The sequence below is a fragment of the Streptomyces sp. NPDC047081 genome, assembly GCF_040643775.1.
In the GTDB taxonomy this organism is placed as follows: Bacteria; Actinomycetota; Actinomycetes; order Streptomycetales; family Streptomycetaceae; genus Streptomyces.
This window is the reverse complement of record NZ_JBEYUY010000030.1, coordinates 38,128-58,343: the sequence shown is the minus strand read 5'-3', so window position 1 is coordinate 58,343 and position 20,216 is coordinate 38,128. Positions and strand designations below refer to the sequence as shown.

Annotated in this window: 19 protein-coding genes, 1 pseudogene and 1 riboswitch; of the genes and pseudogenes, 5 read left to right on the top strand and 15 right to left on the bottom strand. The window is 71.5% G+C overall.

The genetic code is table 11. The annotated features are described in order from the left end of the window. Positions 1–93 precede the first annotated feature (93 nt). From ABZ848_RS39735 to ABZ848_RS39695, 9 genes are all read right to left on the bottom strand, one after another. Positions 94–1,179, bottom strand: coding sequence for a hemolysin family protein (locus ABZ848_RS39735; protein ID WP_360839935.1), 1,086 nt, complete (start codon positions 1,177–1,179; stop codon positions 94–96). Beyond that, positions 1,176–2,501, bottom strand: a complete 1,326-nt coding sequence (locus ABZ848_RS39730) for a hemolysin family protein (RefSeq protein WP_360839933.1) — start codon at positions 2,499–2,501, stop codon at positions 1,176–1,178. The genes ABZ848_RS39735 and ABZ848_RS39730 overlap by 4 nt, the downstream gene beginning before the upstream one ends. A 158-nt stretch (positions 2,502–2,659) precedes the next feature. Continuing rightward, positions 2,660–3,106, bottom strand: coding sequence for a PH domain-containing protein (locus ABZ848_RS39725; RefSeq protein WP_360839931.1), 447 nt, complete (start codon positions 3,104–3,106; stop codon positions 2,660–2,662). Positions 3,107–3,117: 11 nt separating this feature from the next. Beyond that, positions 3,118–3,966: an ATP phosphoribosyltransferase gene (hisG, locus tag ABZ848_RS39720; protein ID WP_360839929.1), complete on the bottom strand. Its 849-nt coding sequence runs from the start codon at positions 3,964–3,966 to the stop codon at positions 3,118–3,120. A gap of 45 nt (positions 3,967–4,011) precedes the next feature. Next, the gene (locus ABZ848_RS39715; protein WP_031486114.1) at positions 4,012–4,284 is read right to left on the bottom strand and encodes a phosphoribosyl-ATP diphosphatase; all 273 of its coding nucleotides are present in this window, start codon (positions 4,282–4,284) and stop codon (positions 4,012–4,014) included. A 34-nt stretch (positions 4,285–4,318) separates the two neighbouring features. Beyond that, a complete protein-coding gene (gene ribH / locus ABZ848_RS39710) occupies positions 4,319–4,804 on the bottom strand; it encodes a 6,7-dimethyl-8-ribityllumazine synthase (protein WP_003988915.1) in 486 nt (161 codons plus the stop codon). A 27-nt stretch (positions 4,805–4,831) separates the two neighbouring features. Then, complete coding sequence (locus ABZ848_RS39705) at positions 4,832–6,130, bottom strand: bifunctional 3,4-dihydroxy-2-butanone-4-phosphate synthase/GTP cyclohydrolase II (RefSeq protein WP_360839927.1); 1,299 nt, start codon at positions 6,128–6,130, stop codon at positions 4,832–4,834. Beyond that, on the bottom strand, positions 6,127–6,768 hold the full coding sequence (pnuC, locus tag ABZ848_RS39700; RefSeq protein ID WP_360839925.1) for a nicotinamide riboside transporter PnuC: 642 nt from the start codon (positions 6,766–6,768) through the stop codon (positions 6,127–6,129). Before pnuC ends, ABZ848_RS39705 begins: the two co-directional genes overlap by 4 nt. Beyond that, positions 6,765–7,370, bottom strand: a complete 606-nt coding sequence (locus ABZ848_RS39695; protein WP_360839923.1) for a riboflavin synthase — start codon at positions 7,368–7,370, stop codon at positions 6,765–6,767. The genes pnuC and ABZ848_RS39695 overlap by 4 nt, the downstream gene beginning before the upstream one ends. 147 nt (positions 7,371–7,517) lie before the next feature. Further along, positions 7,518–7,648, bottom strand: a riboswitch (FMN riboswitch). Positions 7,649–7,878: 230 nt separating this feature from the next. Between ABZ848_RS39695 and ABZ848_RS39690 the strand changes: the two genes are divergently transcribed. After that, complete coding sequence (locus ABZ848_RS39690; protein WP_360839922.1) at positions 7,879–8,766, top strand: RNA polymerase sigma-70 factor; 888 nt, start codon at positions 7,879–7,881, stop codon at positions 8,764–8,766. A gap of 89 nt (positions 8,767–8,855) precedes the next feature. Continuing rightward, positions 8,856–9,596 carry an SDR family oxidoreductase gene (locus tag ABZ848_RS39685; protein ID WP_360839920.1) on the top strand — a complete coding sequence of 247 codons (741 nt, stop codon included), beginning with the start codon at positions 8,856–8,858 and terminating at the stop codon, positions 9,594–9,596. 28 nt (positions 9,597–9,624) lie between these two features. Here ABZ848_RS39685 and ABZ848_RS39680 read toward each other — a convergent pair whose 3' ends face one another. Then, complete coding sequence (locus ABZ848_RS39680) at positions 9,625–10,818, bottom strand: ROK family transcriptional regulator (RefSeq protein WP_360839918.1); 1,194 nt, start codon at positions 10,816–10,818, stop codon at positions 9,625–9,627. A 114-nt stretch (positions 10,819–10,932) separates the two neighbouring features. Here ABZ848_RS39680 and ABZ848_RS39675 point away from each other — a divergent pair, with 114 nt between their 5' ends. Further along, positions 10,933–12,144 (top strand): MFS transporter, encoded by a 1,212-nt coding sequence (locus ABZ848_RS39675; protein WP_360839917.1) that lies wholly within the window; start codon positions 10,933–10,935, stop codon positions 12,142–12,144. A gap of 94 nt (positions 12,145–12,238) precedes the next feature. Here the strand turns inward: ABZ848_RS39675 and ABZ848_RS39670 are convergent, their stop codons facing one another. Continuing rightward, positions 12,239–13,498, bottom strand: a complete 1,260-nt coding sequence (locus ABZ848_RS39670) for an alginate lyase family protein (RefSeq protein WP_360839915.1) — start codon at positions 13,496–13,498, stop codon at positions 12,239–12,241. Positions 13,499–13,650: 152 nt separating this feature from the next. Here ABZ848_RS39670 and ABZ848_RS39665 point away from each other — a divergent pair. After that, positions 13,651–14,364, top strand: a pseudogene (locus tag ABZ848_RS39665) (solute carrier family 23 protein); the annotation flags it as partial. Here the strand turns inward: ABZ848_RS39665 and ABZ848_RS39660 are convergent. Further along, positions 14,343–15,458, bottom strand: coding sequence for a glycoside hydrolase family 6 protein (locus ABZ848_RS39660; protein WP_360840026.1), 1,116 nt, complete (start codon positions 15,456–15,458; stop codon positions 14,343–14,345). The pseudogene ABZ848_RS39665 and the gene ABZ848_RS39660 sit on opposite strands and share 22 nt — an antisense overlap. 172 nt (positions 15,459–15,630) lie before the next feature. On the opposite strand from ABZ848_RS39660, the gene ABZ848_RS39655 reads away from it, so the two are divergent. Continuing rightward, the gene (locus ABZ848_RS39655; protein ID WP_360839913.1) at positions 15,631–16,317 is read left to right on the top strand and encodes a DUF5995 family protein; all 687 of its coding nucleotides are present in this window, start codon (positions 15,631–15,633) and stop codon (positions 16,315–16,317) included. 6 nt (positions 16,318–16,323) lie between these two features. Here the strand turns inward: ABZ848_RS39655 and ABZ848_RS39650 are convergent, their stop codons facing one another. The 3 genes from ABZ848_RS39650 to ABZ848_RS39640 form a co-directional block, all read right to left on the bottom strand. Beyond that, positions 16,324–18,027, bottom strand: coding sequence for an NAD(P)/FAD-dependent oxidoreductase (locus ABZ848_RS39650; protein ID WP_360839911.1), 1,704 nt, complete (start codon positions 18,025–18,027; stop codon positions 16,324–16,326). A 43-nt stretch (positions 18,028–18,070) separates the two neighbouring features. After that, on the bottom strand, positions 18,071–18,859 hold the full coding sequence (locus tag ABZ848_RS39645; protein ID WP_360839909.1) for a carbon-nitrogen hydrolase family protein: 789 nt from the start codon (positions 18,857–18,859) through the stop codon (positions 18,071–18,073). Positions 18,860–19,025: 166 nt separating this feature from the next. After that, positions 19,026–20,168, bottom strand: coding sequence for an MFS transporter (locus ABZ848_RS39640; protein WP_360840025.1), 1,143 nt, complete (start codon positions 20,166–20,168; stop codon positions 19,026–19,028). Positions 20,169–20,216: the final 48 nt, after the last annotated feature.

Here is a 20,216-nt window from a genome sequence, read left to right as displayed (position 1 = left end):
GCACTGGGGCGTGGGTGACAGTGGTATGTCACATGACACTGGGCCCGGTGACAGTGGTATGTGACATAGCACTGTCACCGCACCCCGTTCGGCCTAGGTAGCCAGCACCCCCTCCGGCTCCCCACTCCCCCGAGGCTCGGTCACCCTCACCTCACGCACCTCCCGATGCGCAGGATCCGTGACCTCCCCCACCAGCAGCTCCAGCACATCCTCCAGCGCCACCAGCCCCAACACCCGGCCCGACGCGTCCGCCACCTGCGCCAGGTGCGTCGCGGCCCGCCGCATCACCGTCAGGGCGTCGTCCAGGGGCAGTTCCGAGCGGAGTGTCGTCATCGGGCGCCACAGCTGCTGCGGTACCGCCCGCTCCGAGTCCTCAAGATCGAGTACGTCCTTCACGTGCAGGTAGCCCATGAAGGCGCCCTTCTCCGCCGCGATCGGGAAACGGGAGTAGCCGGTGCGGGCGGTGAGGGCGACGATCTGGCCCGGGGTGACCGACGGCGGGACCGTGACCAGGGACTCGCGGCCGAGCAGGACGTCCGTCACCGGGCGGGAGCCCAGTTCCAGCGCGTCCTCCAGGCGTTCCTGCTCCTCGGGGTCGAGGAGGCCCGCCTGGCCGGAGTCCTCGACGAGGCGGTTGAGCTGCTCGCTGGTGAAGACCGCCTCGACCTCGTCCTTCGGCTCGACGTGGAAGAGCCGCAGGATGGCCTGGGCGACCGCGCCGAGGGCGATGGTGATCGGCTTGCAGAGGCGGGCGAAGGCGACCAGGCCGGGGCTCAGCCAGAGGGCCGCCTTCTCCGGAGCCGCCATCGCCAGGTTCTTCGGGACCATCTCGCCGATGACGAGGTGGAAGAAGACCACCGCGGCGAGGGCGATGACGTAACCCAGCGGGTGGATCATGCCGTCGGGCAGGTGGATCCATTCGAAGACCGGCTCCAGCAGGTGCGCGACCGTCGGTTCGGCCACCGCGCCCAGCGTCAACGAGCAGACCGTGATGCCGAACTGGGCCGCCGCCATCATCTGCGGGAGGCGCTCGAGGCCGTACAGGACCTGGCGGGCCCTCGCCGTGCCGAGCGGTTCGATCTGGCTGCGGCGGACGGAGACCAGGGCGAACTCGGCGCCGACGAAGAAGCCGTTGGCGAGCACGAGCAGCCCGGCGAAAAGGAGTTGGAGCACGCTCATCGGGCGACCTCCACGACCGGCCCGGTCCGCACCAGCCGTACTCGCTCGGCGCGGTAGTGGCCGACCCGGCGGACCGTGAGCCGCCAGCCGGGGAGTTCGGCCTTGTCCCCGGCGGCCGGGATACGGCCGAGCAGGTCGGCGACCAGGCCGGCGACCGTCTCGTACGGCCCCTCGGGCACGTCGAGGCCTATGCGCTGCAGGATGTCGACGCGGCAGCTGCCGTCGGCGTCCCAGGCGGGCCTGCCGTCCTCCGGCGGGGCGGCGGCGAGTTCGGGAACGTCCTGGCCGTCGTGCTCGTCGCGGACCTCGCCGACGATCTCCTCGACGATGTCCTCCAGGGTGACCACGCCGGCCGTGCCGCCGTACTCGTCGACGACGACCGCGATGGGCTGCTCGCTGCGCAGCTGGGCGAGGAGCGGCTGGACGGGGAGGGTCTCGGGGACCAGCAGGGCCGGGCGGGCGATACGGCCGACCGGGGTGCGCAGGCGCTCGTGCGCGGCGACCGCGAGGGCGTCCTTGAGGTGGACCATGCCCACGACCTCGTCGATCTTCTCCTTGTAGACGGGGAAGCGGGACAGGCCGGTGGCGCGGGTCAGGTTGACGACGTCCTCGGCGGTGGCCGAGGACTGCAGCGCGCTGACCTTCACGCGCGGGGTCATGACGTGCTGCGCGGTCAGCTCGGCGAGGGAGAGGGTCCGTACGAAGAGATCGGCCGTGTCCTGTTCCAGCGCGCCGGCCTGCGCCGAGTGGCGGGCCAGCGAGACCAGTTCGCCGGGGGTGCGGGCGGAGGCCAGCTCCTCGGCGGGCTCGACGCCCAGGGCGCGGACGAGACGGTTGGCGACGGCGTTCAGCGCGGCGATGACCGGCCGGAACAGGCGCGCGAAGGCGTGCTGTGGGCCGGCCACGAAGCGGGCGACCTGCATGGGCTTGGACACCGCCCAGTTCTTGGGCACGAGTTCGCCGATCACCATCTGCACGGCGGAGGCGGCCAGCATGCCGACGACCACCGCGACTCCGGAGACCGCGCCCTCGGGGATGCCGATCGCGGAGAACGGGCCGTGCAGCAGCTCGGCGAGGGCCGGTTCGGCGAGCATGCCGACGACCAGGGAGGTGATGGTGATGCCGAGCTGGGTGCCGGAGAGCTGGAAGGACAGCTCCTTGAGCGATTCCGCGACCCTACGGGCCCGTCGGTCGCCCTCGGCGGCGGCCTTCTCGGCGTCCGTCGACTCGACCGTGACCAGGCCGAACTCGGCGGCCACGAAGAAGCCGTTGGCGAGGATCAGCAGAAGGGCGGCTGCGAGCAGCAGCAGGGGGGTGGTCATGATGCCGCCGCCTCGGTATGTCGTGAGGGGGCGGCGCAGGTACTACAGGACGATCCGTCCATCGCTGGAGGGAGTCACTCCTCGGGTAGCAGGAACATGAAGCGGCGGAGGCGTCACGAAAACCGCCTCCGCCAACAGATTAATCAAGACACGGCCCTCTACGGCAGATCCCTCGGGGAACGAGCCTCCACCAGAGCCCGCAGGGTGCGTGCGTCGGCGATGGCACGCTCCTTGGCGATGCCCGGCTGGATGCCGAGCGCGGGCAGGCTGGTGCCGTCACTCAGGTTGAGGAACACCCACGGGTCGCCGGGGCGGAGATTCACCTGGATGATCTCGGCCCAGGCCAGCCGGCGCCTGCTGGCGATGTTCTGGACGGTGACCCCGGTGTCGTCGGCGACGACCTTCACCCGAGCCAGCAGGAACAGGACACCGGCGAGCAGGGCCGCCGTGAAGATGAAGCTCAGGCGCTCGCCCGGACCGAGCTGCTCCAGCAGCAGCGCGACCGCGGTGATGGTCACGAAGATCGCGCCGGCGGCGCCGAGCAGCACGGCACGCGTGGTCCCCGGCCGGAACGTGACCGGCAGGACGGGCAGCTCGGAGGACATCTGGTAGCTCCTCAGAGACGGCAGGCGTGGATGGCCGTGGTCAGGATGGCGCGCGCGCCGATGTCGTACAGGTCGTCCATGATCCGCTGCGCCTCCTTGGCGGGGACCATCGCGCGTACGGCGACCCAGCCCTCGTTGTGCAGCGGGGAGACGGTCGGCGACTCCAGGCCGGGGGTCAGGGCGACGGCCTTCTCCAGCTGCTCGACGCGGCAGTCGTAGTCCATCATCACGTACGTCCGGGCCACCAGGACGCCCTGCAGCCGGCGCAGGAACTGCTGGACCTTGGGCTCCTCGGCGTCGGCGCCGGTGCGCCGGATGACGACGGCCTCGGACTTCATGATGGGCTCGCCGAAGACCTCCAGGCCCGCGTTGCGCAGGCTGGTGCCGGTCTCGACGACGTCCGCGATGACCTCGGCGACCCCGAGCTCGATGGCGGTCTCGACGGCGCCGTCGAGGTGGACGACGGAGGCGTCGACGCCCTGCTCGGCGAGGTGTCCGGCGACGATTCCCTCGTACGAGGTGGCGACGGTCTTGCCCTTGAGGTCCGCCACGCCGGTCGCCTCGCCCGGCTTGGAGGCGAAGCGGAAGGTGGAGCGGGCGAAGCCGAGGGGAAGGATCTCCTCGGCGTCGGCGCCGGAGTCGATCAGCAGGTCGCGGCCGGTGATGCCGATGTCGAGCCGGCCGGAGGAGACGTAGATCGCGATGTCGCGCGGCCGGAGGTAGAAGAACTCCACGTCGTTGGCCGGGTCGACGATCCGCAGTTCCTTGGACTCGCGGCGCTGCTGGTAGCCGGCCTCATGCAGCATGTCCGCCGCAGGGCCTGACAGGGAACCCTTGTTGGGGACGGCGATGCGCAGCATGAGGTCGGCTTCCTTTGCTCTGAAGGGGGTGTTGCGGCGGGAGACTTACAGGTGGGCGTACACGTCGTCCAGGGAGATGCCGCGGGCGACCATCATCACCTGGACGTGGTACAGCAGCTGCGAGATCTCCTCGGCGGCCGCTTCCTTGCCCTCGTACTCGGCGGCCATCCAGACCTCGGCGGCCTCCTCGACGACCTTCTTGCCGATGGCATGGACGCCCTTGCCGACCAGCTCGGCGGTGCGGGAGGTGGCGGGATCGCCGTTGGCGGCCTTGTGCTGGAGCTCGGTGAAGAGCTCCTCGAACGTCTTCTTGGACATGGTGGCGCCCACTCTATTGCACTTAATAGTGTCTCTATCGCCACGGTTCAGATACTGAGCGGAGCGTGGCCGCGGTGGCGACCGCGGCCGTCACCGCCTCGTGTCCCTTGTCCTCGTTGGAGCCCTCGATGCCGGCCCGGTCCAGCGCCTGCTCCTCGGTGTCGCAGGTCAGCACGCCGAAGCCGACGGGGACGCCGGTCTCGACGGAGACCTGGGTGAGGCCCTGGGTCACGCCCTGGCACACGTACTCGAAGTGCGGGGTGCCGCCGCGGATGACGACACCGAGGGCGACGATCGCGTCGTAGCCGCGGCCCGCGAGGACCTTGGCGACGACCGGGAGTTCCCAGCTGCCGGGGACCCGCAGGAGGGTCGGCTCGTCGATGCCGAGGTCGTGCAGGGCGCGCAGGGCGCCGTCCACCAGGCCGTCCATCACCTTTTCGTGCCACTGCGCCGCGATGACGGCGACCCGCAGGTCGCCCACGTTGCGTACGGACAGTTCGGGTGCGCCCTTGCCGCTCACGTTCTCTTGTCTCCTAGAAGTACGGATCTACTGGTTGTTGCAGGTGGACAGGGGGGCCGCCGGGGCGGTGTCCAGCCAGGGCAGGTCGTGGCCCATCCGGTCCCGCTTGGTGCGCAGGTAGCGGAGGTTGTGCTCGCCCGCCTGTACGGGCATCGGCTCCCGGCCGGTGACCTTGAGCCCGTGCCGCAGCAGGGCGTCGGTCTTGGCGGGGTTGTTGGTCATCAGCCGCACGCTGCGCACGCCGAGATCCTCCAGGATCTGGGCGCCCGCGCCGTAGTCCCGGGCGTCGGCGGGCAGGCCCAGTTCCAGGTTGGCGTCGAGGGTGTCGCGGCCGCGCTCCTGGAGCTCGTACGCGCGCAGCTTGGACAGCAGGCCGATACCGCGCCCTTCGTGGCCGCGCAGGTAGACGACGACGCCCCGGCCCTCGGCCTGGATGCGCTCCAGGGAGGCCTCCAGCTGGGGGCCGCAGTCGCAGCGCAGGGAGGCGAAGATGTCGCCGGTGAGGCACTCGGAGTGGACGCGGACCAGGACGTTCTCGCCGTCGCCGATCTCGCCGTGGACGAGGGCGACGTGCTCGACGCCGTCGACGGTGGAGCGGTAGCCGTAGGCCTTGAACTCGCCGTGGGCGGTGGGCAGTCGGGTCTCGGCCTCGCGGCGGACGGTGGGCTCGGCGGTCTGCCGGTAGGCGATCAGGTCCTCGATGGAGATGATCGTCAGGCCGTGCTTGCGGGCGAACGGGATCAGCTCGGGCAGGCGCAGCATGCGGCCGTCCTCGCCGGCGATCTCGACGATGGCGCCGGCCGGGCGCAGGCCCGCGAGGCGGGCGAGGTCGACGGCGGCCTCGGTGTGGCCGTTGCGGGTCAGGACGCCGCCGGGCCGGGCGCGCAGCGGGAAGATGTGGCCGGGGCGGACGAGGTCGCCCGGCTCGGCGTCGCCGCTCGCCAGCAGCCGGAGCGTGGTGGCGCGGTCGGAGGCCGAGATGCCGGTGGTGACGCCGTGGGCGCCGGAGGCGTCGACGGAGACGGTGAAGGCGGTCTTCATCGACTCGGTGTTGTCGTCGACCATCTGCGGCAGCTTGAGCCGGTCCAGTTCCTCGCCCTCCATGGGGGCGCAGATCAGGCCGCGGCACTCGCTCATCATGAAGGCGACGATCTCGGGGGTGATCTTCTCGGCGGCCACGACGAGGTCGCCCTCGTTCTCGCGGTCCTCGTCGTCGACGACCACGATCGGGCGGCCGGCCGCGATGTCGGCGATGGCCTGCTCGATCGGGTCGAGGGACCAGTCCTCGATGCCGTCCGTGCTGTACAGGATCGGTGCCGTGCTCATGCCGGCGCTCCTTCCAGGACGGGCTGCGGCGTCCTGCGGGAGCGCAGCCACCAGTCGCGCATGCCCCACAGGACGAGTGCGCCGTAGATGACGTAGACGAAGCCGGAGAAGGCGTAGCCGTTGGCGAAGTTGAGGGGGACGCCGACCAGGTCGACCAGGAGCCAGGCGATCCAGAACTCGGTCATGCCGCGGGCCTGGGCGTACATGGCGACGATGGTGCCGACGAAGATGTAGGCGTCCGGCCAGGGGTCCCAGGACAGGGACGGGTAGGCCTTGAAGAGCAGGGCGACGGCGACCGTGCCGACCGCCGCGGCGGCGACCATGGCGCCGCGCTCGCGCCAGGTGGCGAACCGCGGGGTGATGTGGCCGTCGGTGCCCCGGCCCTTGTCGCGGTTCCACTGCCACCAGCCGTACAGCGCCACGACCATCACGACGACCTGCTTGCCGGCGCTGCCCGCGAGATGCCCGTAGAAGGCGATGAACAGGACCAGGCCGGAGAGGAACTGGACGGGCCAGGTCAGCAGGGAGCGGCGCCAGCCGAGGGCCAGGGTGATCAGGCCGAGGATGTTGCCGATCATGTCGGACCAGATGATGTGCTGGTCGAACATGACGAACGCCTCGGAGTTCAGCCAGTTCACCTGCCCGCCCCCTGACCGGCCGCGAGCAGCCGCTCGACGTATTTGGCGACGACGTCGACCTCCAGGTTGACCGGGTCGCCGGGCTGCTTGATGCCCAGGGTGGTGAGGGCGAGCGTGGTGGGGATCAGGCTGATCGTGAAGTAGTCCGGGCCGGCGTCCACGACCGTGAGGCTGATGCCGTCGACGGTGATGGAGCCCTTCTCGACCACGTAGCGCGCGAGGTCGGCGGGCAGCGAGATCTTGATGATCTCCCAGTTCTCGGAGGGCTTGCGCTCCAGGACCTGCCCGGTGCCGTCGACGTGGCCCTGCACGATGTGGCCGCCCAGGCGGGCACCGACCGCGGTGGGGCGCTCCAGGTTGACGCGGGAGCCGACGGCGATGGCGCCGAGGCTGGAGCGGTCGAGGGTCTCGGCCATGACGTCGGCGGTGAACTCGTCGCCCTCGTGCTCGACGACGGTCAGGCAGACGCCGTTGACCGCGATGGAGTCCCCGTGCTTCGCGCCGTCGGTGACGACGGGGCCGCGCACTCGGAAGCGACAGGAGTCACCGAGGTTCTCGACGTCGGTGATCTCGCCCAGCTCTTCGACGATTCCGGTGAACACTTCCCGGGTCCTCCTGCCTCATTCGGGCACGGACTCCGGGGCTGTCGATGACGACAGAATGTACGGGCAGGGACACCGGGGGCGGCGCCGGACACATTCGTCCCGTAGGACGAAGCGGATACGGCGACGCGCACGAATGCCCGCCCGCCGCGCACTGCCTCCCATCCGGACTTTAACCGTCGGTCCAGGAATTTCGCCTGGTCAACCGGCCGCTGGAAGCGACCGGGTCGCGGACTGTAACCGCCGGTTCGGACTTTCACCGACCCCGGAGTGCGCTGCTTCTGGTACATAGCCAGTGTGCCACGCCTGATCGGAGTCCATACGGGTGAACGTTGTGGGGTGGCTCACAGCCACCGTCTCTGTACTTCTCAACTCGCCCGACCTGATGGAGGCTTTGGTCTAGTCCTTTCGTCTCCCCGAGACCGGCCCGGCGGCGGTGACGACGGCCCTTGCCCGCCGCCGGGCCCCCAACTCCGCGACAGCCCCGCCCTGGTGGCAGGGTGGAACCATGAGCAGCGCGACCGCCGACGACTTCGAGCCGCACCGGCCCCGGCTGTTCGGGCTCGCCTACCGACTGCTGGGCTCGGCGGACGAGGCCGAGGACGCGGTGCAGGACGCGTATCTCCGCTTCAGCTCGGCCGACCGCGGCCACATCGAGCATCCGGCGGCCTGGCTCGCCAAGGTCGTCACCAACCTCTGCCTCTCCCGGCTCACCTCGGCGCGGGCCCGGCGCGAGCGGTACGTCGGCGAGTGGCTGCCGGAACCCGTCGTCACCTCGGACGGCGCCCTGGGCCCGATGGAGTCGGCCGAGCAGCGCGAGGCGGTGTCGATGGCGATGCTGGTCCTGCTGGAGCGGCTCACCCCGACCGAGCGCGCGGTGTACGTGCTGCGGGAGGCCTTCGGGTACGGGCACCGGGAGATCGCCGGTGTGCTGGACCTCGCCGAGGCCAACTGCCGTCAGCTGTACCGGCGGGCGGTGCAGCGCGTGGGCGAGGGACGGCCGCGGTTCGAGCCGGCGCCCGAGCGGCAGCGGGAGCTCGTCACGTCGTTCCTAACGGCGGCCCGGGACGGTGATCTGGCCGCCCTGGAGAAGGTGCTGGCGGCGGACGTGACCTGGACCAGCGACGGCGGCGGCAAGGTCAGCGCGGCCCGGCGGGCGGTCCACGGCCGCGACAAGGTCGGACGCCTCACGCTGGGCGGCGCCGAGCGCTTCGCGGCCGGCCTGACCTTCACTCCTGCCGAGATCAACGGCGAGCCGGGCCTCGCCGCGTGGGCGGGCGACAAGCTCTTCGGCACGGTCGCCTTCGAGGTGCGCGACGGGCTGATCTCCCATGTGCGGGCCGTGGTCAACCCGGACAAGCTGGATTTCGTACGACGTCAGCTCGCACGTCCGTAGCGGCCTGTCACGTTCCGCCGGGCTGCTCGGTCTCAGCTGGGCAGGGTGATCCGACCCGGACCGCCCGCCATCGGAAGGGACTGAACGGCATGACCACGATCCTGGTGACCGGCGGAACCGGAACCCTCGGCCGGCTCGTCGCCGAACGGCTGCGGGCGAACGGGCACGAGGTGCGGGTACTCAGCCGCCATGCCCAGCCGTACGCCGTCGACCTGCGGGAAGGCGGTGCCGGGCTGGACGCGGCGGTCGAGGGTGTGGAGACGGTCGTGCACTGCGCGACCACGCAGACCGGCGGGGACCGGAAGGCGGCGGCGAACCTGGTCGCGGCGGCGCGGCGGGCGGGCGTGGGGCACCTGGTCTACATCTCGATCGTCGGCGTGGACCGGGTGCCGTTCCCGTACTACCGGGCCAAGCTCGACGTCGAGAAGCTGATCGAGGAGTCGGGGCTGGGCTGGACGGTGCTGCGGGCGACGCAGTTCCACGACCTGCTGGCGAGGATGTTCCGAGCGCTGGCGAAGCTGCCGGTCGTGCTCCTCCCGGCCGGGGTCCGCGACCAGCCGGTCGAGGTCGCGGAGGTCGCGGACCGGCTGGCGGAACTGGCCGGCGCGGGTCCCGCGGGGCGGGTCGAGGACATGGGCGGGCCCGAGACCCGGACCTTCGAGTCCTTCGCCCGCGCCTGGCTGAAGTCGACGGGCCGGCGCCGGGCGGTGCTGAGCGTGCCGCTGTGGGGCAAGGCGTACCGGGCCTTCCGCGAGGGCGGGCACCTCGCGCCGGAACGGGCGGTCGGGAAGGGCACGTTCGAGGAGTACCTCGCGGGGCGGAAGGGGTGAGCGGAAGCCGGCGTCCCGCTCACGGGATTCAGCGCTCGGGCGACCCGAACAGCTCGTCCTGAGCACGGTCCCGCGCCGTGAGCAGCGCCCCGCGCAGTACGGCACCGCCGCCGAGCAGACTCGGCCGCACCTCGGTGACCAGCGGCGACATCCGCCGGACCCGCGCCTCGACGCGCGCGGCGAGCTCCTCGCCACCGGCCTGTCCGACCTCGCCGCCGAGGACGACACACCCGGGATCGAGGATCGCCACGACGGAGGCGACGCCGACGGCGAGCCGGTCGGCGAGGGCGTCGAGGAAGCGGCCGGAAGCCGGGTCCGCGGGGACCGCCGCCACGGCTCCCCGCACCACCCCCGCGGCCACCGGCTCGACCCCCACTCCCTCCGCCATCACCCCGTGCTCCCCCGCCAGCCCCACGATCGCCGCCGCCCCGGCCAGCGAATGGAAACCCCCCTCGCAGTCCGTCGCCGACGGCAGGCCCGCGGTCCCCGGCACCGGCAGGAAACCGATCTCCCCCATGCCACCTGACACGCCGCGGCGCAGCGCGCCGTCGAGGACCACCGCCGCGCCCGTGCCATGGCTCAGCCACAGCAGGACGAAGGTGTCACGGTCCCGGGCCGCGCCCTCGCGCTGTTCGGCCAGTGCCGCGAGGTTGGTCTCGTTCTCGACGCTCACCCGGGCCTCGGGCAGCCGCTCCTGCAGCGCGGCGACCAGGCGGCGATGCCATTCGGGCAGGCCGGAGCTGTCGCGGAGGTCACCCGTGGCGGGGTCGATCAGGCCGGGCGCGCCGATGCCGACGGTGTGCAGCCGGTCCGCGCCCGCCTCCTTCACCACCCGCTCCACCAGCATGACCGCCTGCTCCACGGCGGGCCCCGTCCCCGTGTCGCCCCCGATCGGCACGGAGGCCTCGGCGAGATCCCGCCCCACGAGGTCGGTGACCACCACGGACACGCCCTCGGTACGGACGTCGAGGGCGGCGAGATGCGCCCGGTCGGCCAGGATCCCGTACAGCTTGGCGTTGGGCCCGCGCCGCTGCTCCCCCGCTTCTCCGACCACGGTGACCAGTCCGGACGCGGTGAGCCGCTCGACCAGGTCGGCGACGGTCGGCCGGGACAGTCCGGTCAGCTGCTTGAGCTGACCCGCCGTCAACGGGCCCTCGTCCTGGAGCAGTTGCAGGGCGAGCCGGTCGTTGATGGCCCGTGCGGTGCTGGGGGATGCGGGCATGCCGGGATCCTTCCAGATCTGCGTCGCGGCCAGTATTGCACTATCTATCAGGCAGGGTTCCTGATAGTTTTCGGGACGCCAATGAGGGCCTGAGGAACCGGGAGGGGCCGGAGAATGAGCGACATGCTCTGTGACTTGCGCGAGATACGGCGGGCCCGGTACGCCGTGGCCGCCGTGTTCGCCGTGCACGGCGCCGTGACCGGTTCCTTCGCGACCCGCGTGCCGTGGATCCAGGAGCACGCGGGGCTCAGCGCGGGCCAGCTGGGCTTCGCGCTCGCCTTCACGGCCTTCGGCGCCTCCTGCTCGATGCCGCTCGCGGGCCGTATCAGCCACCGCTTCGGCAGCCGCACCGCCCTGCGCGGCCTGATCGCGATGTGGACGCTGGCCCTGGTCCTGCCGTCCCTCGCGCCGAACATGCTCACCCTGTGCCTGTCGATGTTCGTGTACGGCGCGAGCGCGGGCATGGCCGACGTCGCGATGAACGCGCTGGGCGTGGAAGTGGAGCGGCTTCTCGACAAGTCGATCATGTCCGGGCTGCACGGCATGTGGAGCGCGGGCGCCCTGATCGGCTCGGCGGGCGGCACGCTCGCCGCGCACCTCGGCGCGGACGCGCGGGTGCACTTCGCGCTGGCGGCGGCGACCCTCACCATGCTCGGCCTCGTGGCCTGCACCTGGGTCCTCGACCTGCAGCCGGCCGAGGACGAGGAGCCGCCCCCGAGGTTCGCGCTGCCGCCGAAGTCGGCGCTGCTGATCGGCGCGGTCGGCTTCTGCGCGGTGTTCGCGGAGGGCGCGAGCCTCGACTGGTCGGCGGTCTATCTGCGCGACCAGCTGGAGACGTCGGCGGGTCTGGCCGCCGCGTGCACGACAGGCTTCATGCTCACCATGGCGGTGGCCCGGCTGGTCGGCGACACGGTCGTCAACCGCTTCGGCGCGGTCCGCACGGTCCGTATCGGCGGCGGCTTCGCCGTCCTCGGCGGAGTGCTGATCGTCCTCGCGGGCCATCCGGCCGTCGCGATGGCGGGCTTCGCGTTGCTGGGCCTGGGCATCGCCGTCGTCGTACCGCTGTGCTTCGCGGCGGCCGGGCACGCGGGCCCCAACCCCAGTCAGGCCATCGCGGGCGTCGCGACCATCACGTACACCTCGGGTCTGATCGCGCCCGGCCTGATCGGCGGGGTGGCGCAGGCGACGAGCCTGGTGGTGTCGTTCGTGCTGGTGACCGTGCTGGCCTGCGGGCTCGCCGCCTTCGCCGGGGTGCTGCGCAGTGGCGAGCGCGGGCGGAAGACGGTCAGCCCGCCGACCGCGGTGGTTCCCGACCCGCGCCCCTGAGGTCCGGAGGGACTCCCGGGCGTCCTCGCGACGAAGCGGTGGGGGCGCTCCGTCCTGGACGGACGCCCGGGAGTCCCGGTCGGGAGGGCCGGTCTCAGCCCGCGATCGAGTCCAGCTGCTCGGCCGCCGGGCGCAGCGCCCACAGGTCACCGCCGGGCGGCGCCTCCAGCTTCCGTACGGCCTGCTGTGCGGCCTTGTCCCCCGCGTCCGCCGCCGCGTGCACGACGTCGCTCGCCGCGAACCGGTGGAACTCCAGCTCCGGATACGACCACGCGGCGGCCCCGGTCGCGGCGGGCAGCAGGAAATCCACGGCCTTGAACAGCCCCTGCCCGTCGGGGCCTTGGTAGGCCCAGAGGTTCACGCCGACGTGCCGGCCGATCGCCGCGAGCCGGGTGTAGGCGACCAGGTCGAAGGTCGAGTAGTGCCAGCTGCGGGTGCGCGCCAGCTCCTGCGGCTGGCTGCCGTCGGCCGCGATCTGCGGATCGACGCGTCTGGTACGGGCGTCCAGGACCGTCCGCCGGGCCAGCGCCCGGTCGCCGGTCGCGTAGGCGAGGGCGGCGAGCTGCATGTCGTAGAAGGTGCCGTGGTTGTTGGCCGCCGCGCCCTCCTCCTTGCCGAAGTCGCTGTTCTTCAGCCAGCCGAGGAAGTCCGAGTTCCACTTGCCCATCGCGGCGCGGTCCTCGGCGCTCCAGCCGGGCGCCCCGGCGGCGAGGATCGCCTGGGCGTCGAGGACGCTGGTGTACGACTGCGAGAAGTCGATGATGCCGATCGAGCGGCCGTCGTACTTGCACGGGATGAACTGGGCGTGGTTCAGGTTCGGGTTCATGCGGGTGGCCGGGTCGAGGAACCAGGTGCGCAGGACCTGGGCGGCCTTCTCCGCGTACACCTTCTTGCCCGTGTAGTACCAGGCCAGGGAGAGGTCGTACGTCGAGTCGAAGACGTGCTCGACGTCCTGGCGGTCGGTGCCGGAGTCGACCTCGGGGTTGCGCTGTCCGTCGCGCTGGACGTACGGGCAGCCCCAGGGGTTGTCGGCGGTCGGGGTCGTGGTGGGCCACCAGTAGGGGGCCTGGCTGAGGTAGTCGTGGACGTCGCCGCCGGGTGCCGGCTTGGGCTTGTCGACGACCGTCCAGGGGCCCTGGGACAGCCAGTTGTCGGCGCGGGCCGTCAAGTCCTTGACCTCCCGGCGCAGTTGGGGATCACCGCGGTCCAGCCGCGCCTTGGTCTGCTGCAGCCGGGCGCCGTCGAGGACCGCGGTGTCGGGGGCCTTCGGGCCCGCCTGTGCCGACGGGACGAGCACGGCTGCGAGACTCACCACCGCCGCCAGCAGGACGGCCGCACGGGATCTTCCTCTCATCGAGCACTCCGATCCATCGAACGAATGGTCAGAAATGTGAACGTGGTTCATGAGTAGGACCGTGCGAGCGTAGAGGTGCGAGGTAGCCGTGACAATGGTCCGGACAGGACTTCACGTACAGAACTTCACGCACAGAGAAAGCGCCCCCCGGCCTCTCCTGGCCCCGCCTCGGCGCCCAGCACGTGGTGGCCATGTTCGGCGCGTCCTTCGTGGCCCCGGTACTGATCGGTCTCGACCCCAACCTCGCGATCATGATGTCGGGCATCGCGACCGTGATCTTCCTGCTGGCGACGCGCGGCCGGGTGCCCAGCTACCTGGGCTGCTCACTGTCGCGTCGCGATCTTCCTGGGCCTGGTCTTCGGGTACGGCATCTCCTGGGCCTTCGACCGGACTTCGGCCGTATCCACTCGGTCAACGGCAGCGGCAAGGTCACCGACCACTGGCGGCTCGACCTCTCCGGTGTCGGCAAGGCCGACCGGATCGGCCTGCCCTCCTTCCACGGCCCGAGCTTCCAGTGGTCGGCGTGATGGCCGCGACCCGCGTCTACTCCACCTCCGCCTACTGGGCCGCCGCCGGCTTCGCCCTCCTCTTCGGCCTCTGCCCGAAGTTCGGCGCGATCGTGGCCGCGGTCCCCGGCGGTGTCCTCGGCGGCATCACCCATCCTGTACGGCATGATCGGCCTGCTCGGTGCGCAGATCTGGACCAACGCCCGGGTGGACCTGCGCAATCCGCTGAACCTGGTCCCGGCCGCCGCGGGCATCATCACCGGCTACCACGCCCTGCGCGCCTTCGCCCCAGCCCACCTGAAGACCCAGGAGCCGCTGCTGGACGAGGGGACATCTTCCTACGACGACGCCAAGGCGTAGGCGTACGACGGACTGAACGTCCCCGGCGATCCCTTGCACCCGTCCGACTCCCCCGGCAGCTTCACCCACAGGTAGGCGTCGATGCGTGCCTCACCCGTGCTCAGCGTCGGTGCCCGGCCGATCTTCCGGCCCGCGGGATCGCACCACTGGCCGTCCGCCGGGGCGCCGTTGCCGTTGCGGCTGGTGTCGATGACGGCGCCCAGGCTCGCGGGCCCGCCGAGAGCGGCGAGGACGTCACGGTCGTACGCGATCTCGTCGGACGTCGTGTGGAAGTTGGAGACGTTGGAGAAGATCCCGTCGGAGGAGGCGGCCGAGGCGGCGCCCGCCTGTTTCAGCAGGGACGCCTGCTTGGCGGGCTCGTTCCAGCTGGAGTGGCCCGCGTCGTAGTAGATCCGCGCCTTGGGGTCGGCGGCCTTGAGGACGCGGCCCGCGCGGGCCAACGAGGCGAAGCGGTCGGCACGTTGGCCGTCGGAGAGGCAGTCGGACTGGGCGATGGAGTCGGGCTCCAGGACGACCACGACCTCGCCGGAGCCCAGCCCGGCCGCGAAGTCGTCGATCCAGCCGTCGTACGCGTCGAGGTCGGGCGCCCCGCCCTGGGACGCGCCGCCGCAGTCGCGGTCGGGTATCGCGTACGCCACCACCACCGGCACCCGGCCCTGTGCCGCCGCGCCCGAGGTGACGGCACGGACGCGGGAGGCGATGGTCGACGGCGTGAAGTCGGCGAACCACACCGCGGCCGGCTGGTCGGCGATCCGGGACTCGATGACCGGCGTGCGCGGGTCGTCCGGGTGGGCGCGGACCCAGTCGAGGACCTGGGAGTCGGGGTGGCGGTAGAGGCGGGCGGACGCGGGCGTGGGCTGCGGCTTCCGCTCCGTCCGCGTGGGCGAGGGACTCGGCTTCCTCGACGAACTCGGCTTCGGGGACGCCGACTTGGTGACCGTGGCCGACGGCGACGGCACCACCGGCAGCTGCTCAAGCCGCGGCGAGCCGGTCACCTTCGGCCGCGCCTCGTCGGCGCCGTGGCCGTCGGCGAGGGCGGACATCATGCCGGTCGCCGTGCCCACGGCGACCACGACGGAGGCGGCGGCCACCATCGCGCCGCGCCGTGCGGCCCGCCTGCGCTCGGCCCTGCGGGCGGCCAGACGCCGCGCACGTAAGCCCGACACCGTCCCGTTCCCCTCCCCCACAGCGGGCGCGTTCCCCCGTTCTGGGGAAGCCTCGGGCTCGCCGCCACTCCCGTCAGCCTAGGACTGGGACCCTTCCCCCATGCCGCAATTGGAACAGTTCACCACATCCGTAGACGCGGTCGTCTCCCGTATGCGCGCCCTGGACTCGGCTCTGCCCGAGCGGGACGGGATCGCGGTCTTCAACCGCGTCTACCTCGCCGTCACCGAGGCGGTCGACCGGCGCATCGACACCGGTGGGTTCCCGGACCCGCGGGCCGCGATCACCCTGGACGTGCGGTTCGCGGAGCGCTATCTCGCGGCCGTCGAGGCGGCGGGCGACGAGCGCCGCCCGCCGGCCTGCTGGCGCCCCCTGTTCCAGTTCCGCCGCCATCCCGGCGTACGTCCGCTGCAGTTCGCGCTTGCGGGCATCAACGCGCACATCGGGCACGACCTGGCGCTCGCCGTCGTGGACGCCTGTCGTAGCTTGGACTGCGAACCGGCCGAGCTGGAGGACGAGTTCGACCGCGTGGGCGAGCTCCTCGTCTCGCTGGAGGAGCGCATCCGCGAGGATCTGATGCCGGGCCCCGACCTTTTGCAGATCGCCGACCCGCTCACCCATCTGCTCGGCTCGTGGAGCCTGGAGCGCGCGCGGGACGCCACCTGGACCGCGGCCCGGGCCCTGTGGGCGCTGCGCGGACTGCCGGACGTGGCCGCCGAGTTCACCCAGCGGCTGGACACGGCGGTGGGGTTCGCGGGCCGCATGCTGCTCACCCCACTGCCGGACTGACCCGGGCTAGTCCTCCGGGAGCTCCACCGGCGCGATCTCGTCGTACAGGTCGCCCGGGCCCGGGTTGCTCGCGTCCGTCGTGCCGCCGAAGTGGTGCATGACGCCCCACACGGCGTTCAGCGCGGTCTGGATCGCGCCCTCGGCCCAGCCGGCCGTCCAGGAGATGTCGTCGCCGGCGAGGAAGATGCCCCGCTTGTCCTCGGGCAGCCGGTCCTGCATGAAGTGCGTGAACAGGCGCCGCTGGTAGCGGTAGTGGCCGGGCAGGTTGGCCTTGAACGCGCCCATGAAGTAGGGCTCGTTCTCCCAGGACACGGTCACCGGGTTGCCGATGATGTGCTTCCGGATGTCGACCTTGGGATAGATCTCGCCGAGCGACTTCAGCATGACCTCCATCCGCTCGCCCGCCGACAGCGGCAGCCACTTCAGGCTGTCGTCGCACCAGGTGTACGACAGGCAGATCACGGCAGGCTTGTCGGGGCCGTCGTCCAGGAGGTAGGTCCCGCGCGTCATACGGTCGGTGAGGGTCATCGACATGACGTCCCGGCCGGTCTCCTCGTCCTTGTCCAGCCAGAAGGGCCGGTCGACGGGCACGAAGAGCTTGCTGGACTCCATGTAGTGGGTCCGCTCGATCGCCGTCCAGTGGTCGATCGGGAAGAGCGAGTCGTCGCAGGCGATCTTCGACAGCAGCATCCAGGACTGGGCGGTGAAGATCGCCGCCTGGTAGGTGCGGATGTCGCCGTTCGCGTCGGTCACCGTGATCCGGTTGCCGGCGGTGCGGTGCAGACGGGTGACGGCCGGGCGGGGCGCGCGGTTCTCGTGCAGCTCCGCCAGCGAGGTGCCGTACGGCCAGTGCACGATCTTCTCCGGCTCGCGCTCCCAGAGGCGCAGCGGCAGCTGCTGCGAGCCGCCGACGATGCCGCGGTGGTGGTCGTCGGCCTCGGTGTAGACGACCCGCAGGATCTCCAGGATGGAGTTGGGGAAGTCGGTGTCCCAGCCGCCGGTGCCGAAGCCGACCTGGCCGAAGATCTCGCGGTGGCGGAAGGACCTGAAGGCCTCGGAGTCGCAGAGGAAGCCGTAGAAGGTCTGGTTGTCGAGCTTCTCGACGAGCCGGGCCCAGATCTCGCGGATGCGCGGGACGTCGCGCTCGCGCAGGGCGCGGTTCATGTCGGAGAAGTCGGCGCCCTCTTCGAGGCACTTGTTCCAGGCCTCGGCGACATCGCGGTAGACCTGCGGCAGGTCGTCGACCGTCTCGGCGTAGTGCGACTCGCCCTTGAGGTCGACGACGGTCGAAGGGGTCGCCTCGGCAAGGGGGTTGGGGAACGGGCGGGTCTCCAGCCCGACCAGGTCGATGTAGTACTGGAGGGCGGTGGAGGACGGCGGGAAGCGCATCGCGCCCATCTCGGCGGTAAGGCCCTCGGTCCCCTGGCCCTCGAAGCCGACGGTCCGCAGCCGCCCGCCGATCCGGTCGGCCTCGTACACGACCGGCTTGAGGCCCATCTTCATCAGCTCGTACGCGGCCACGATGCCGGACAGACCGCCGCCGATGACCGCGACCTCGGTGCCGTGCTCGGTGGCCGGTATCTGGCCCAGGCCCGCCGGGTGGGCGAGGAAGTCGTCGTAGGCGTACGGGAAGTCCGGGCCGAACATGGTGATCGGCGGCAGCTGCTGCTCGTCGGTGTGCTCGACGGCGTTGGGCACCGTGGACGTCATGGGGTACGGACTCCTTGCGAGAACTCGTGAAAGCCGGGGGAATTCAGATGAGGGACCCGTACAGACCGGGGCGGCGGTCCTTCAGGTACGGGTTGGCCTTGCGGGAGGCGGCGAGGAAGGCCGGGTCCACGTCGGCGAGGAGCAGTTCCTCGCCGCGGCCGGCCCGGGTGCGGGCGACCCCGTCGGGCCCGGCCAGCGTGGAGAGGCCGACGAAGTCGAACTCCCCTTCCTGGCCGACCCGGTTGACGTACGCCACGTACAACTGGTTCTCCCAGGCCCGCACCGGGACCAGTGCCTCGGCGACGAACTGGAACGGGTGCATCTGCGCCGTCGGGACCACGAGGAGGTCGGTGCCGGCCAGGGCGTGGGCGCGTACGTTCTCCGGGAACTCGACGTCGTAGCAGATCATCAGCCCGACGGTGATCCCGTCCAGCTCGGCCTGCACGACCGGCTGCTCGCCCGGCGTGAAGTGGTCGTGCTCGAAGCAGCCGAAGAGGTGGGTCTTGCGGTAGTTGGCGAGGCGGTCGCCCCCGGCGGAGATCAGCTGGGCGGAGTTGAAGACGGTCTCGCCCTCGCGCTCCGGGTAGCCGTAGGCGATCGCGAGCCCGTGCCGGGAGGCGATGTCCGCGATCGCGTCCGCGGAGTCGCCGTCGGCGGGCTCGGCGAGGCGCGCGATGTCGTCGCCGATCGCGTACCCGGTCAGGAACATCTCGGGCGCGGCCAGCAGCGCGGCCCCCGCGGCGGCGGCACGGCCCGCGGCCGCGTCGAGGACCTTGAGGTTCTCGACGACGGAGCCGGGTCGGCCGGAGCTCTGGAGCAGGGCGGTGCGCATGCGTGTTCCTCACCGGGGCGAAGGGGGGTTCGGGGGCCTTTTAGACGGTACGGCCGCCACCCTCCGACCAGCAAGAAGGACCCGTTGCGCGCTGCCGGACGGTTCGTTGCGTACGGCACCGGTCCGACGGCGATTCGTTGCGCGCCGCGCGGGACGGCCCAGTGCGTCAGCCCGACGGTCTTCGAGCGGCGAGCAGCAGTGCCGTCACCAGATACGGCACCGCGAACAGCGCGAAGGCGATGCCGTGCCCGGTCCTCGCCTCGATCGCCGCGTATCCGGCGTACACCGCGACCGTGGCGAGTTCCGTGCCGAGGCCCGCGACCGAGGTGAGTGTCGCCCGGCCGGTGTCCTCGATGCGCTGCTGCAGTCGTACGTCGGCCAGGACCGTCGCCAGCTGGAAGCCGCCGAAGGCCAGGCCGACGAGACCGAGGGCGAGGGGCGTTCCGGCCAGGGCTCCCGCCGCCAGCGCCGCGGCCGCTCCGGCGAGCAGCCATGCGAGTCCCTTCCTCGCGAGGCGTTCGCAGCGGCCGGCGAGCAGGCTGCCGGCCGTGGCGCCGGCCCAGATCAGCAGGAGCAGGTAGGGGACCCGGGCCTCCGACACTCCCGTGTCGTGCACCAGCAGCGGTGTGTACTCGTCCAGCGCTCCCCACACCGCGCTCACGGCCGGGACCAGCAGAATCGCCCCGCGCAGCGACCGCTCGCGCCGGACCTCCGCGAGCCCGGCCTTCAGGGTCGCGGCCCAGCCCTCACCCCCGCCCTCGGCAGCAGCCCGGTGCTCGGGAAAGCGGGTCGCCACCGCGGCGCTCGCGAGGCACGCCAGCACGCTCGCCGCGCCCACGGCCAGGAAGCCGCCCCGCGCGAACACGGGCCCGGCGAGCCCCATCGCCGCCATCACCGCGACCAGCCCCGCCGCATGGGCCCGGCCCATGACATGGGCGTACCGGTCGGCGGCGCCGAGCCGCTCCAGCTCCTCGTAGACGAGCGCCTCCAGCGCCCCGGAGCCCAGCGCTCCGCGGGTGCCCCACAGCACGAAGCCGAGGGCGAAGGCCCAGTACGACGGGACGAGCACCCACAGCGCGAAGCCGACCGCGGTCAGCAGCGGGCCGAGCCACAGCAGCAGCCGTCGGGAGACGGCGTCGGCCCAGGCGCCCGAGGGCACCTCCAGCACGACACCGGTGAGCGACCAGAGGGCGAAGAGGGAGGAGATCTGCCAGACGGACAGGCCGGTGTCGCTGAAGAGCAGCGCGTACACCGGGTAGAGCAGGACGAAGTCGTCGAGGAACGCGTACGCGTACAGCGTGGCGCTCAGCCGACGGGTCCCGGAGCCGGTCGTGGATCAATGTCGCCAGGTCATGCA